The 14,401-nt window shown below is 69.4% G+C and carries 13 protein-coding genes; 2 read left to right on the forward strand and 11 right to left on the reverse strand.

Features of this window, described 5'->3' with window-relative positions:
• Window positions 1–60: 60 nt before the first annotated feature.
• Both sucD and sucC read right to left on the reverse strand, forming a co-directional pair.
• Complete coding sequence (gene sucD / locus ABMQ42_RS06125) at window positions 61–963, reverse strand: succinate--CoA ligase subunit alpha (RefSeq protein ID WP_349721971.1); 903 nt, start codon at window positions 961–963, stop codon at window positions 61–63.
• Window positions 964–990: 27 nt separating this feature from the next.
• The gene (gene sucC, locus ABMQ42_RS06130) at window positions 991–2,154 is read right to left on the reverse strand and encodes an ADP-forming succinate--CoA ligase subunit beta (protein ID WP_349721972.1); all 1,164 of its coding nucleotides are present in this window, start codon (window positions 2,152–2,154) and stop codon (window positions 991–993) included.
• A gap of 159 nt (window positions 2,155–2,313) precedes the next feature.
• Here sucC and ABMQ42_RS06135 point away from each other — a divergent pair, with 159 nt between their 5' ends.
• Window positions 2,314–2,979 carry a TetR/AcrR family transcriptional regulator gene (locus tag ABMQ42_RS06135; RefSeq protein WP_349721973.1) on the forward strand — a complete coding sequence of 222 codons (666 nt, stop codon included), beginning with the start codon at window positions 2,314–2,316 and terminating at the stop codon, window positions 2,977–2,979.
• 86 nt (window positions 2,980–3,065) lie between these two features.
• Window positions 3,066–4,409 (forward strand): D-alanyl-D-alanine carboxypeptidase family protein, encoded by a 1,344-nt coding sequence (locus ABMQ42_RS06140; RefSeq protein WP_349721974.1) that lies wholly within the window; start codon window positions 3,066–3,068, stop codon window positions 4,407–4,409.
• Window positions 4,410–4,491: 82 nt separating this feature from the next.
• Here ABMQ42_RS06140 and ABMQ42_RS06145 read toward each other — a convergent pair whose 3' ends face one another.
• From ABMQ42_RS06145 to ABMQ42_RS06185, 9 genes are all read right to left on the reverse strand, one after another.
• A complete protein-coding gene (locus ABMQ42_RS06145; protein WP_349721975.1) occupies window positions 4,492–5,226 on the reverse strand; it encodes a hypothetical protein in 735 nt (244 codons plus the stop codon).
• A 113-nt stretch (window positions 5,227–5,339) separates the two neighbouring features.
• Complete coding sequence (locus ABMQ42_RS06150) at window positions 5,340–5,882, reverse strand: hypothetical protein (protein WP_349721976.1); 543 nt, start codon at window positions 5,880–5,882, stop codon at window positions 5,340–5,342.
• Between the two features lie 217 nt (window positions 5,883–6,099).
• Complete coding sequence (locus ABMQ42_RS06155; protein ID WP_349721977.1) at window positions 6,100–7,152, reverse strand: ATP-dependent DNA ligase; 1,053 nt, start codon at window positions 7,150–7,152, stop codon at window positions 6,100–6,102.
• Between the two features lie 3 nt (window positions 7,153–7,155).
• On the reverse strand, window positions 7,156–7,623 hold the full coding sequence (locus ABMQ42_RS06160; protein ID WP_349721978.1) for a nitroreductase family deazaflavin-dependent oxidoreductase: 468 nt from the start codon (window positions 7,621–7,623) through the stop codon (window positions 7,156–7,158).
• Window positions 7,616–8,644 carry a non-homologous end-joining DNA ligase gene (ligD, locus tag ABMQ42_RS06165; protein WP_349721979.1) on the reverse strand — a complete coding sequence of 343 codons (1,029 nt, stop codon included), beginning with the start codon at window positions 8,642–8,644 and terminating at the stop codon, window positions 7,616–7,618. Before ligD ends, ABMQ42_RS06160 begins: the two co-directional genes overlap by 8 nt.
• Before the next feature lie 40 nt (window positions 8,645–8,684).
• The gene (locus tag ABMQ42_RS06170) at window positions 8,685–10,052 is read right to left on the reverse strand and encodes an MFS transporter (RefSeq protein WP_349721980.1); all 1,368 of its coding nucleotides are present in this window, start codon (window positions 10,050–10,052) and stop codon (window positions 8,685–8,687) included.
• Between the two features lie 16 nt (window positions 10,053–10,068).
• Window positions 10,069–11,223, reverse strand: a complete 1,155-nt coding sequence (locus tag ABMQ42_RS06175; protein WP_349721981.1) for an SseB family protein — start codon at window positions 11,221–11,223, stop codon at window positions 10,069–10,071.
• Window positions 11,224–11,265: 42 nt separating this feature from the next.
• Window positions 11,266–11,820: a sunset domain-containing protein gene (locus ABMQ42_RS06180; protein WP_349721982.1), complete on the reverse strand. Its 555-nt coding sequence runs from the start codon at window positions 11,818–11,820 to the stop codon at window positions 11,266–11,268.
• 135 nt (window positions 11,821–11,955) lie between these two features.
• Window positions 11,956–14,373, reverse strand: a complete 2,418-nt coding sequence (locus ABMQ42_RS06185; protein ID WP_349721983.1) for an ATP-dependent helicase — start codon at window positions 14,371–14,373, stop codon at window positions 11,956–11,958.
• Between the last annotated feature and the right edge of the window lie 28 nt (window positions 14,374–14,401).

Here is a 14,401-nt window from a genome sequence, read left to right on the forward strand (position 1 = left end):
ACAGACGACGGAGGGGTGGATGCCGCGGGCCGCGGCATCCACCCCTCCTGAAGACGCGCGTCAGAGCGCGGTGATGATCTCGCGCATGAGCTCGGCGGTCTCGCTCGGCGTCTTCCCGACCTTGACGCCGGCGGCCTCGAGGGCCTCCTTCTTGGCCTGCGCGGTGCCCGCCGAGCCCGAGACGATGGCGCCGGCGTGGCCCATGGTCTTGCCCTCGGGCGCGGTGAAGCCGGCCACGTAGCCGACGACCGGCTTGGTGACGTTGGCCTTGATGAAGTCGGCCGCGCGCTCTTCGGCGTCGCCGCCGATCTCGCCGATCATGACGATCGCCTTCGTCTCGGGGTCGGCCTCGAAAGCAGCGAGCGCGTCGATGTGCGTGGTGCCGATGACCGGGTCGCCGCCGATGCCGATCGCGGTCGAGAAGCCCAGGTCGCGCAGCTCGAACATCATCTGGTAGGTCAGCGTGCCCGACTTCGACACGAGGCCGATGGGGCCCTTGCCGGTGATGTTGGCCGGGGTGATGCCCACGAGCGACTCGCCGGGGGTGATGACGCCCGGGCAGTTCGGCCCGATGATGCGGGTCTTGTTGCCCTTGCTCTGTGCGTACGCCCACGCCTCGGCGGTGTCGCCGACCGGCACGCCCTCGGTGATGACCACGAGCAGCGGAATCTCGGTGTCGATGGCCTCGACCATGGCGTCCTTCGTGAACGCCGGGGGCACGAACGCGATCGACACGTCGGCGCCGGTCTTCTCGATGGCCTCGGCGACCGAGCCGAAGACGGGCAGCTCGACCGGGTTGCCGTCCTTGTCGACGTGCGAGACCGTGGTGCCGGCCTTGCGCGCGTTCACGCCGCCGACGACGTTGGTGCCGGCCTTGAGCATGAGCGCGGTGTGCTTGGTGCCCTCGCCGCCGGTGATGCCCTGGACGATGACCTTGGAATCCTTGTTGAGGTAGATCGACATTCTCTTGTCCTTATCTCGTCTGCAGGCTCAGGCGTTCGCCAGCTCGGCGGCCTTGTCGGCGCCCTCGTCCATGCCTGCGGCCAGGGTCACGAGCGGGTGGTTGGCGGCGGCGAGGATCTCGCGGCCCTCTTCGACCTGGTTGCCGTCGAGGCGCACGACCAGCGGCTTGGTGGCGGTGTCGCCGAGGATCTCGAGCGCCTTCACGATGCCTTCGGCGACCGCGACACACGAGGTGATGCCGCCGAACACGTTCACGAACACCGACTTGACCTGCTCGTCGCCGAGGATGACGTCGAGGCCGGCGGCCATGACGGTGGCGGAGGCGCCGCCGCCGATGTCGAGGAAGTTCGCGGGCTTCACGCCGCCGTGCTTCTCACCGGCGTAGGCGACCACGTCGAGTGTCGACATGACCAGGCCCGCGCCGTTGCCGATGATGCCGACCTGGCCGTCGAGCTTGACGTAGTTCAGGTCGTGCTGCTTGGCCTTGGCCTCGAGCGGGTCGGCGGCCGACTTGTCTTCGAGCGCCTCGTGGTTCGGGTGACGGAAGGCCGCGTTGTCGTCGAGCGACACCTTGCCGTCGAGCGCGATGATGTCGCCCTCTTCGGTCTGCACCAGCGGGTTGACCTCGACGAGCGTCGCATCTTCGCCCTTGTAGACCTCGAAGAGCTTGACGAAGACCTCGGCCACCTTGGGTGCCAGCTCGTCGTCGAACTTCGCGGCCTTGGCGATCTCGAGCGCCTTGGCGGCGTCGATACCGGTCAGCGGGTCGACCTCGACCCGCGCGAGGGCCTCGGGCTTCTCGACGGCGAGCTGTTCGATCTCCATGCCGCCCTCGACCGAGCACAGGCTCAGGTACGAGCGGTTGGCGCGGTCGAGCAGCACCGAGAAGTAGAACTCCTTGGCGATGCGGGCGCCGCCGGCGACCATGACGCGCTTGACGACGTGACCCTTGATGTCGAGGCCGAGGATGGCCTGGGCCGCCTCGTACGCCTCGTCGGGGGTCTTGGCGACCTTGACGCCGCCGGCCTTGCCGCGACCGCCGGTCTTGACCTGCGCCTTGACGACGACGACGCCGCCGAGCTTCTCCGCGGCCGCCTTCACCTCGTCGGGGGTGTCGGCCACGATGCCGGGAAGCACCGGCACTCCGTACTGTTCGAACAGGTCTCGTGCCTGGTACTCGTAGAGATCCACGTGCAATCCTTCGTTGGGACGAATGTGGGGTGATGAGGCGAAAAACGTCTCGACGTCGAGATAAATCGACCGTCGTCCAGCCTACTACCCGAGGCTGAGAGGCCCGATTCGGCTCCCAGAGAGCGGGATGCGGCATCCATCGCCCACTACTCTCGGAACATGGCCACCTCTTCGCGCACCGCCGTGATGACCGCGGCGCTGGATCTCTTCGACCGACAGGGCTTCGAGGCGACGTCGGTGGAGCAGATCGCGCAGGCCGCGGGTGTCTCGCGCTCGACGTTCTTCCGGCAGTTCGGCGGCAAGGACGACGTCGTCTTCGCCGACCACGAGGTGCTGCTGCAGATGCTGCGCGACTATTTCGCGGCCCCGCACGACGATCCGTGGCAGGCGGTGCGGGATGCCTGCCTCAAGGTGTACCGGCACTTCGCCGCCGACCCCGACCTGGCCCGTCGACGATACGCCGTGGTGCGGCAGGTGCCCGCGCTGCGCGAGCGCGAGATCGTGACGGTCTTCCGGTACGAGCGGTTGTTCGACGAATACCTGCGGGATGCGCTGCCCGGCCTCGACCCGGTCGACGCCGTGAGTTTCGCCGCCGTGGTCACCGCGATCCACAATCACGTGCTGCGCCGGCTCATCTGCGGCACCAAGCGGGTGCCGGCGTCGGTACTGGCCGCCGCGCTCGATGAGGCCCTGCGCCGGTTCGGCGTGCTCGGCGATGCCGAGGCGCCCGCCGCCGACGATGTGGTGGTCGCAGTGTTCCCGCGGCGGATGCCGACGGCCGAGGTGGCGCGCCGCCTGCGCGCCGAGCTGCCCGGCGCGTCCTGACGCGTTTCCCGCCGGGTACGGCATCCCCCTGACGCAGGTGCCTGATATACATCTCATAGGCGACGCGAAGGGGAACGGTGACGCCGATGACGGAGTTTGGGACCGAAGCCGGCGACCTCACCGACTTCGCGACGCTTCTCGCGACCGCCGACACCGCTGCGCCAGACCGCGACGATCCGGGCCGTCGGCGGCGTCGGCGCCGCGGCGGACTCATCGCGCTCCTGGTGGTGGTCGTCGTCCTCGGCGCCGTGGGCGGCTACGCCGGGTGGGCGCTCAACGCACCCCTGCCGTCGCCGGTCGCGACAGTGCACGAGCCGGCCGTTCCGGTGCCGGCCGCCGCGACCGTGCCGCTGCCGTCGGACGGGGCATCCGCCATCAGCCTCTCCGGAGCCGACGACTACTTCTCCGCAGCGAAGACGAAGATCGATCTGACGAGCGGCACGACCACGCCGCTCACCATCGCCAGCGTCACGAAAGTCGTGACGGCGCTCGTCGTGCTCGAGGCGAAACCGCTGCCGAAGGTCGACGACCACGGGCCCACGATCACGTGGAGCAAGGCCGACCGTGCACTGTACGACAAGTATTACGTGATGGGAGCGACGATCGCACCGATGCCCGCCGGCAGCTCGATGTCGGAGTACGACGCGCTCGCGACGATGCTGCTGCCGTCTGCGTGCAACTACGCGGAGGCGCTGGCCACGTGGGCGTACGGGTCGCAGTGGTCGTTCGTCTCCGCCACGCGCGCGTGGCTCGCCGACCATGGGCTGAAGCACACGACGATCGTCGAACCCACCGGGCTCAGCCATGAGAACCGCAGCACCCCCGCCGACTTGATCAAGCTCGGCAAGCTCGCGGCGGCGAACCCCGTGGTCGCCGAGATCGCGGGCACCATCCGTCTCGACGTTCCCGGTGCGGGCTCGATCGGCAACACCAACGACCTGCTCGACGTCGATGGGGTGACCGGGTTGAAGACGGGGAACCTCGGGTACGGCAAGTTCAGTCTGCTGTACACGGCGGATGTCAAGGTGCCGGCCGCCGGAACCGTGCACGTCGTCGGGGCCGTGCTCGGCGGGGCGACTCGCGAATCCGTCGACGACGATGTGACGGCGACGCTGGACGGCATCCGCGACGGCTTCCACCCCGTGGCGCTGGCGAAGAAGGATCAGCGGGTCGGCACCTACACGACCGCGTGGGGCTCGTCGGCACAGTTGGTCGTGAGCGAGGGCGCGTCGATGGTCACGTGGTCGGATACGCCGATCTCCGTGTCGATGAAGAGCACCGCACCGAAGCACTACGCGGACGGCGAGGTCGTCGGCGAGCTCACCTGGAAGGCCGGCCCGAGCACCGAGACCGCGAAGCTCGCGATCGACGGAACCATCGAAGAGCCCGACGCCTGGTGGCGGTTGACCCACCCGTCCGAACTGGGCTGACGTTCGTCGGGCAGGTGGTCGCTGCGGGTGTCGGGTCCCTGGGCGAGCGGAGCGAGACGAAGGGCCGGTGGGTGCGTGGGTGTCAGCAGCCTTGTCCGTGGGGGTCTTCGGTGCAGGTGTGGGCGACCAGGGCGGTGTGGGCTTCGTAGATGCGGATGCTCTGGGCGGGGCTGGTCGCGGTGATGTACCCGGTCACGGGCCGCCAGGTCCCGTCGCCGAAGTCCACGGCCGGGGCGTACGCGACGGTCACGGTTGCGGTGTACCGGCCGCGGTCGGTGTAGGCGTGGCTGGTGGCGGTGGGGGTGAACTGCACGTCCCCGCTGGCCTGCCAGGTGGTGCCGGGGGTTCCGGTGGTGCTGGTGGTGCCGTCGCCGTGGGTGAACGTGTAGTGGTCGGGGGTGAACCGGACTCTCACGGTGAACCCGAGCAGGACCCCGTGCAGGGTCTGTGTGCGGGTGGTGGCGACCAGGTTGGTGGGAAGCCCGGCGATCCCGACCCGGTCCGGTTCGCTGGCCAGGCCCGGGGTGTCGGGGCGGAACGAGGCCAGGTCGGTGATCGTGACGGTCGGGATGCTGCGGGCCGTGCCCGGCTCACCCGTGTCGGTGTCGGGTGTGGGTGTGGTGGTGCAGGGGATGGCCGGGGACTCGCAGTCCACCGCCGTCGCGTCCAGGACCTCGGGAGGATCCGGAGCGGGCGCTGCCCGCACGGGAGCAGACCCGCCGCCGTTCGTGCCGTACATGCCGTTCGCGCCGTTGCTGCCTGATCCGGGTGCTGACTCCGTCCGGCCCGGGCTCGTGCGCGACGCCGAGACAGTCACCTCATCATCACTGGGGCATCCAATCCATTGGTGTGACTGCGCACAGGTGGCGCTCTCAGCATGAGCGGAAGCCATCGGCAGACCCAACAGGCTGAAGAGCAGAACAGCGACAGCTAACTGGATGCGCATGACGAGTCGTCGACGTTCGAGATTGACTCGATCTTGAGTCTGTGTGCAGCGAAGGGCGCCACGACGAACCCGATCTCGACTGCGTATCGGTCGGGCCGATCGGGGCTGACTTGCGACTCCCCGGCCGTGTTGGTGACGGAGACGTTCGATATGTCGACGCAGGCATGCCCCATGACAGGCGCGACGACGTCGGGCCGGTACCGCACCGCTGTGTACGCGACGACGTGGGTCTCACCGCTGACAAGCAGGCCATCGGCATGCATGCCTGTCAACGATTTCTTCTCATCAGCGAGGGCGTCACCGGTCTCCCACTTGTAAACGTCCTCGAAGGTGGCGGGGTCGCTGAGGTCGACGTTGTTGAGCGCGTCGACGTAGGCGCGGTAGGTCTTCTCGGCCGCGGCGAAGGCCTCGTCTTCGCTGGCGAACGCGGCGGTCTTGGTCGGTGTGGGCTCCGCGGAAGGCGCGCATCCGGCGATCAGCGCGGTGGCGCACACGAGGGCGGCGGCGAGCCCGAGGCGAGAAGACACAAGCCCACCGTAGCGATTTCCAGTCTCTGGCCGCCCGAGTTATCCACAGCCCGGGGCCGCAGGCCGCGGCATCCGCTCTCCCGGCACGGCGACCGCTCACAGAGTTCGGACGATCGCACCAAGTTCGGACGCAAAGCGCCACACGGCTCCGAAGAAGGCGCGACCTTCCGAAGACGCCGGCCACCGACGCAGCACGAGGCGAATGGCCGCGCGGTTCTCACCCGGCGCGCACGACCTCCGAGAACGGGTAGTCGAGGGTCTGCTCGAGCTGATCGAACGTGCAGGAGCGCGGGTCACGATCGGGCCGCCAGCGCCGGAAGCTCGGGATGTGCCGGAACCGGTCGCCCTCCATGTGGTCGTACGCGACCTCGACGACCAGCTCGGGCCGAAGCGGCACGAACGAGAGGTCTTTTCCGGCGTTCCAGCGGCTGACGGCGCCGGGAACGCGATCGCCCGAGCCGACCTCCCCGCCCCACGGATGGTCGGCCAGGTCGACGTCGCGATACGGCGCCAGCTCGTCGAGCAGTTCGCGCCGGCGTGCCATCGAGAACGAGGAGGTCACGCCGACGTGCTGCAGATGTCCGTCGTCGCGATACAGCCCGAGCAGCAGCGATCCGACCACGTCGCCGGTCTTGTGCCGACGGAAACCCGCGACCACGCAGTCGGCCGTGCGCTCGTGCTTGATCTTGAACATCGCCCGCCGGTTCGGCTGATACACGCCGTCGAGCGGCTTGGCGACGACGCCGTCGAGCCCGGCGCCCTCGAACGCTTCGAACCACTCTCCCGCGAGGGCGAGGTCCGCCGTCGCCGGCGTCACGAACACCGGGTCTGCCGCACCGGCGAGCGCTTCCACGAGCCGCGCGCGCCGCTCCGCAAACGGAAGTCCGGTCAGGTCATCGCCTCCCAGCGCCAGCAGATCGAACGCGACGAGTGCCGCGGGCGTCTGTGCCGCCAGCATCCTGACCCTGCTGTCGGCGGGATGGATGCGCTGCTGCAGCGCCTCGAAGTCGAGCCGGTCGCCTGTCACCACGACGATCTCGCCGTCGATCACGCACCGTTCCGGCGTGTTCGCCCGGATCGCCTCGACGAGCTCGGGAAAGTAGCGGGTCAGCGGTCGCTCGTTGCGGCTGCCCAGCACCACCTCGTCGCCGTCGCGGAACACGATGGTGCGGAACCCGTCCCACTTCGGCTCCACGTGCCCGACGTCGGGGATCCGCGCGACGGCCTTGGCGAGCATCGGCGCGACCGGCGGCATGACGGGCAGGTCCACGGGTCAGTCCCCCTCGCGCGGCGGTGTGAACTCCACGAGCGGTATCTTCGCGTCGCCGCCGGCCGCGGCATCCATCGCCCCTTTCAACCGCTTCCACGCGGCAGGGTGCTGCGCCGCATAGAGCACGAGTGCGGCGGCGGAGTCGTCCGGCGAGAGCAGCCGGACGTGCGCGCGCACGCGGCGGGCGCGGCCGGTGCTGAGGTAGGCGACCCCGTTCGCCTTCAGGTTGCGGTACCACTGCGCCTTCGTGCCGAATCCGGATGCCACGACCAGGCGATTGCGGCCGCGGTCGACGACCTCCACCACGACGTAGCGCGGCTCGTGTGACACCCGCCCGAGGTGCTCGATCATGACCAGCCGCGTGCCGAAGATCCAGCCGAGCCCGGCCCGGTACAGCCCGATCGGCGCCCGCACCAACCACTGCGCCCGCAGCAGGTCGAGGATCACCCGATCGATGCGCTTCTCACCCATCGTCGCTCTTCTTCGCACGGCTCGGCTGCACCCGCGGGGGCTCGCCGGGCATCTTCGGGAACTCGGGCGGGAACGGCAGCTCGCCCAGCCCGTCGTCGAGGTCGCGCTGCCACCACTCGAGCAGGGTGTCGATGCGGCCCGGTTTCGCGGCGAGCCCTTCCCACGGGTCGCCGGTCTCGGCGAGCCGCTGCGGGATCGTGCGCACCGTGAAGGCAGTGGGATCGGCGGACGCCAGCTCATCCCAGGTCAGCGGCGTCGACACGGTCGCGGTCGGCAGCGCCCGCGGACTGTAGGCACCGGCCATCGTCCGGTCGCGATTGGCCTGGTTGAAGTCGACGAAGATGCGCCGGCCGCGCTCCTCCTTCCACCAGTCCATCGTGACCTGCTCGGGCATGCGGCGCGCCACCTCGCGCCCGGCCGCGATCACCGCGTGCCGCACATCGAGGAACTCGTGCGCCGGCTCGATCGGGCAGAACACGTGGAGTCCACGATTGCCGCTCGTCTTGATCCACGCATCCAGCCCCGCTTCGGCCAGCACATCGCGCACCGCCGGGGCGACGGCCGCGGCATCCCGGAAGTCCGTCCCCGGCTGCGGATCGAGGTCGATGCGCAGCTCGACGGGGCGATCGGTGTCGCCGGCGAGCGACGTCCAGGGATGGAACACCACAGTGTTCATCTGCGCGGCCCAGACCACGGCCGCGATCTCGGTGAGGACGAGCTGTGGATGCCGTCGCCCGCTGTTGTACGCGACGGTCACGGCCTCGACGAACGCGGGCGCCCCCTTGGGCGGGTTCTTCGAGAAGAACGACTCGCCGTCGATGCCGTCCGGAAAGCGCTGCAGCGACACCGGACGATCGCCGTTCGCACGCAGGAACGGGCCCGCGACCGTGATGAAGTACTCGGCGAGCTCGCGCTTGGTGATGCCGAGCTCTGGCCACACGACGCGATCGGGGCTCGACAGCGCGACCTCACGATCGCCGTGAGGCCCGGGCACGGTCAGGGTGATCCGCGGCGAGGCCATTCCCCCACGCTAACGATCACCTCGGACACGCGACAGGGGGTCAGTGCGCCCGTCGAGGCAGGCGCCGGTCGAACACGACCAGCAGCAGCACGGCGACACCCAGACCGATCATGACGAACGCCGCGAAGTGGAGGCCGGCGTCGGTCGCGCGCCCGGGGAAGGCGAGCGCGATCAGCGCCGATGCGAAGATGGCGCCGAGGTAGCTCGAGGTGCGCAGCAGACCGGAGGCCACACCGATGTCGTCGGCGGACGTCTGACCGTACAGAGCGGCCTGGTTGGCGGTCGAGTTCATGCCCATCACGACACCGAACACGAGGCTCAGCGCCACCAGCAGAACGACGTTCGTGTGCGCGTCGACCAGGGTCACGGCCGCCGCGCCCACGACGATGGCGATCGCGCTGAGCAGCAGCGGCCCGCGCACGAGCGCGCGGGGCGCGATCACCGCGGCGCCCACGGCCGCGACGGCGCTCATCGGCAGCATCACGAGTCCGCTCACGCTCGGGCCGAGTCCCCGTCCCTCTTCGAGCCACTGCACATAGCCGTAGAGCACGGTGTAGGCGGCCATCAGCGTGAGCGCCTGGCGCAGGTAGGTGCGTACGAGCGGACCGTTGCGCGCCAGCATCCGGACATCGATGAAGGGATGCCGCGCCCGCAGCTCCCACGCGATCAGGCCCGCGAGCGCCAGCACGAAGACCGCGGCGAACCACCAGTTCGGATGGCGCACGTCGGAGAGCAGGACAATCAGCGCGACCACGGCGCCCGCGAACAGCGCCATTCCCACGGGGTCGAGCGCACGCGCCAGTTCACGGGCGGAGCTGCGCGTGCGCGGACCGTCCGCCGGGATCCACAGCAGCGTCATCGCGATGCCGGCAAGCCCGAGCGGGATGTTGACGGCGAAGACCGCCGGCCATCCCCAGACACCGACGAGCACGCCGCCGAGCGGCAGTCCGAGCGCCGCGGTGACCTGTCCGGCGATCGAGATGCCCCCGAGGACGCCGCCCGGGATGCCGGTGCCCGCGCTCTCGGCACGCGCGCGGATCATCGCCATCGCCGACGGGTAGCCGGCCGCCGTGCCGATGCCGACCAGAGCGCGCGAGGCGATCAGCCAGGAGAAGCTCGGTGCGAACACGCCGACGAGGCCCGCCGCGGTGACGATGCCGAGTCCCATCAGGAACACGCGGCGTGCGCCGAACTGGGCGGCCAGCCGTCCCATCGCCGGCTGCGCCACGGCACTGGCGACGTACACCGCCGCCACGAGCGTCGCGGTCTGGCCGGCGCTGACACCGAACCCCGTGCCGATCGCGACCAGTGATGTCGCGATGATCGACGAGTTGATCGGGTTGAGCGACGTGCCCCACAGCAGCGGCGCGACGAAGCGCGCCCGGAACGGCGTGGCGTCCCGGGTCACTCCGAGGTCGGCAGGCTCAGTCGGCGTCGCCGGGTGCTTCCGCCGCGGCGTCCGCCGGCTCCTCTTCGATCTGCTGCGCGGCTTCCGGCTCGGGCAGGGCCATGACGGCCGAGAGCTGGTCGCGCTCCAGGCGCAGCCACGGGCCCACCGGGTCGATGACGACGCCGTCGATGCCCTCGTCGCCGCGCAGCGCCTGACCCAGCTGGGCGGGGCTGAACGGCATCGGCCGGTCGTTCCGGCCGAGGGCGACGACCTCGAGCGGATGCGAGAAGAGGGGCAGGATGCGCTCCCCCGCGTCGGTGCGCGACTCGGCCACGCCCCAGTCGTCGTCTTCCGACGCGCGGTTCACGGCGATCCACAGCGGTGCGGTCGTGAGCGCCTCGGCGACCTGCGCCGCGGTCTCGTCGGTGCGCTGTCCGCTGACGAGCTTCTTGAGGGTGCACTGCGGGTCCCACTCGGAGACCATGCGTTCGATGAGCGCGCGCGGCAGTACGACGGCGGCCGGTGCCGACGCGTGGTCGACCATGACGCCGGCGAACTCGCCCTGCAGCACGTACTGCAGCACGGCGGCGCCCGGCTGGCCCATCGCCGAGGTCTCGGTGTCGCCGTCTGCCTGAACGGCGGCGGCGAGCGCCGCGCCCGAGCTGTACAGCATGACGAACTGGCCCTCTTCGCGGGTCGCGATCGCGAGCGGCAGCGCCTCGCCGGCATTCATGAGCTCTTGCGCGTTACCCTTGACGCGCAGGTAGACGTTGCCCTGCAGCAGCTGCCGGGCAACCCCCAGGATGTCGTGCGGCTCGGGGTTCTCGTTCAACGCCGCGAGGGTGCCGCGCAGAACGACGTTGTCGGGCAGGCCGGGGATGGTCTCCTCGGGCGCCGGCGGCTCGCCGGTGGGCGCGGGCGCCGCGGGCGGCGCCGCCTGTGCCGTCGTGTCGGCACCGAAGCCGCCGTACGAGGTGGTCGAGATGCCGACCTGCGGCACGTTCTCGGCCTCGGCGGGTGCGGCCTCCGGTGCGCTCTCCTCAGCCCGTGCGCCGTCTTCGACCGCTGCGGTCTCGGCGGCCACGGCATCCGTCCCCTCCGTCGCCGGAGAGTCAGTCGTCGGTTCCTCGGCGACCTTGTCGTCGTTGCCGGTTCCGGTCGTCTTCGAGCCGCGGGAGAAGAGTGCCATTACGCCAGCCTAACCCGACGCCGAGCCCTGCCCGCGCCCCGATCAGACCTTCGCCTTGCGGTATCCGGCGCTGACGGCGGCACCCTGGGTGCGGAAGCAGTCCTCGGGCTTGGTGGCCTTGTAGAAGCGCTGACCGGGCATGTGGTAGATCATCGAGCTCGCGTTGCCCTTGATGGGCGCCCACGCCGGGCAGTTCCACGCAGACACCGGCTTCGTGCGGGAGGGGTAGCCAATCGTCGCCGTCTTCTTCGACGTCTTCGACACCGTCTTGTAGCCGGACTTCTTGCCCGTGACCTTGACCGAGATCTTCTTGCCCGCGAGCGTGGCACTGAGCTTGAGGGTCTTCTTCGTGGCCTTCGAAATGGCCTTGCCGTTCGCGTACCACTTGTAGGTGAAGGTCGTGCCCTTCGTCCACGTGCCGGTCTTGGCGGTCAGTGTCTTGGTCACCTGACGCGTACCTGAGATCGTCGGCGTCGACGTCTTCAGCTTGTGCGGTGCCGCCGCGATGACGATGCCCGCCGTCGCCGACGCGGACTGTGCGGTCGGTGTGGCCGCATACGACACCGTGGGAGCCGCGAGAGCGATCACCGATGCCACCAGCACTCCCGTCAGCGCAACCCCAATGGTGCGCGCGCGCGTGAAGATCCCCACTTTTCCCCGTTCCCCAGAATGGTGGCCGAGTCAGCCTCGGCCCTGTCGTCGATTCTGTCAGAAAGGAACCTGAGGCAGCGCTCAGAGCTTCTCGATCGGCGCGATCTTCACGAGCAGCTTCTTGGCGCCGGCGGTGTCGAACCGCACGTGCGCGACGCGCTTGGGACCCTCGCCGGTGATGGCGTCGACGATGCCCTCGCCGAAGTCCTCATGGCGGATGCGGTCGCCGCTGGCCAGCTCCATGTCGCCGTTGTCACGGACCTTCGCGGGGATGCGATTCGGGAACTTCTCCATCGCCGTCGACTTCGGCGTGAGCGCCGGCTCGTCGCGACGGCCCCAGCCGGAGCCCGGCCGCCGGGCGTTCAGCGCGCGCGACTGGGTGCCCCCGCGCGAGTTCACGTCGCCCGGCGACTGCCGCCAGTCGATCAGCTCGAGGGGGATCTCCTGCAGGAAGCGACTGGGCATCGCGACCGACACCTCGCCGAACTGCGCGCGGGTCATCGCGAGGGTCAGGTACAGCCGCTGACGCGCGCGCGTCACGCCGACGTAGAAGAGGCGCCGTTCCTCGCTCGGGCCGCCGGGTTCGCCCGCCGAGATGCGGTGCGGCAACAGGTCTTCTTCGACGCCGGTGAGGAACACCGCGTCGTACTCGAGCCCCTTCGCTGTGTGCAGGGTCATGAGCGACACCGTGCCGGTGGCGTCGTCGAGGCCGTCGGCGTCGGAGACCAGCGCGACCTCGGTGAGGAAGTCGAGGATCGTGCCCTCGGGGTTGTTACGGGCGAACTCGCGCGCGACCGCGACGAGTTCGTCGATGTTCTCGAGCCGCGCCTCGTCCTGCGGATCGCGACTGGCGCGCAGCGCATCTCGGTATCCACTCTTGTCGAGCAGCACGCCGAGCCCCTCGGCCACGGCGGTGGGCGAGGCGATCTCGCCCGATGAGGGCAGCATGATCTCGGATGCCTCGGCCAAGACGGCATCCAGTCGGGTCACCGCGGTCTGCAGTTTGGGGCCCAGTCCCAGCGCCGACGCGTTGCCGAGCGCATCGCGGAACGTGATGCCCTCTTCCGCCGCGTACCGCGCGATGGTCTCGACGGTCACGTCGCCGATGCCGCGCTTGGGCTTGTTGACGATGCGGCGCAGTGCCATCTCGTCGGCGGGATTCGCGACCGCGGTCAGATAGGCGAGCGCGTCTTTGATCTCGGCGCGCTCGTAGAAGCGGGTGCCGCCCATGATCTTGTACGGGATGGCGGCACGGATGAAGATCTCCTCCAGTGCACGCGACTGCGAGTTGGTGCGGTAGAACACCGCGATCTGCCCGTACGGCATGCCGCCGCGGCGCAGCACCTCGATCTCGTCGGCGACGAACTGCGCCTCGTCGTGCTGCGAATAGCCGGTGTAGCCGACGATCTTCTCGCCCTCACCCACGTCGGTCCACAGCTTCTTGTCCTTGCGGTCGAAGTTGTGGCTGATCACCGCGTTGGCCGCGGAGAGGATGTTCTGCGTCGAGCGGTAGTTCTGCTCGAGCAGCACGACCTTCGCCCCCGGATAGTCGCGCTCGAACTCGGTGATGTTGCGGATGTCGGCGCCGCGGAACGCGTAGATCGACTGGTCGGAGTCGCCCACGACGGTCAGCGACGCGGGCTCGACCTCGGGAGCGTGCTCGGGCTCGAAGATCATCATGCCGCCGGCGGCATATGGCTCTGCGGCTTTGCCGACCACTGGCCGTGTCAGCTCGTGGATGAGCGCGTACTGGGCGTGGTTGGTGTCTTGATACTCGTCGACGAGGATGTGCCGGAACCGGCGCCGGTACACATCGGCGATGTGCGGGAACGCCCGGAAGAGATACACCGTCTGCCCGATGAGGTCGTCGAAATCGAACGCGTTCGCCTTCTGCAGGGCCCGCTGGTAGTCGCCGAACACCTCGATGAACTTGCGCTCGGCCGGGTCGGACATGTTGGCGTCTCGCGCGTAGGCGTCGGCGTCGACGAGCTCGTTCTTCGACTTCGAGATGCGGCTCTGCACCGACGCGGGCGTGAGGCCGAAGGCGTCGGCCTCGTGCTCCTTGACCAGCCGCTTGATGAGTGCGCGCGAATCGCCCGAGTCGTAGATGGTGAACGACTTCGTGAACCCGAACTGCTCTGCCTCACGGCGCAGGATGCGCACGCACGCCGAGTGGAACGTCGAGATCCACATGCCCTGGGCGTGCTGGCCGACCAGCTGCTCGACGCGCTCGCGCATCTCGCCGGCGGCCTTGTTCGTGAACGTGATCGCGAGGATCTGGCTCGGCCAGGCCTCTTTGTTGCGCAGCAGCGAGGCGATGCGGTGGGTGAGCACCCGCGTCTTTCCGGAGCCGGCGCCGGCCACGATGAGCAGGGCGCGGCCGCGGTACACGACGGCCTCACGCTGCTGCGGGTTCAGCCCCCGCAGCAGGTCTTCGTCGGGACGGCCGGCGGCGGGGGAACCCCCGCCGAGAACGATGGGCGTGGAGGCGTCTGTCATGTCCCCTCGAGTCTAGGCGCGGCCGCCG

Origin of the sequence: Microbacterium sp. KR10-403, assembly GCF_040196215.1 — a bacterium.
Lineage (GTDB): Bacteria > Actinomycetota > Actinomycetes > Actinomycetales > Microbacteriaceae > Microbacterium.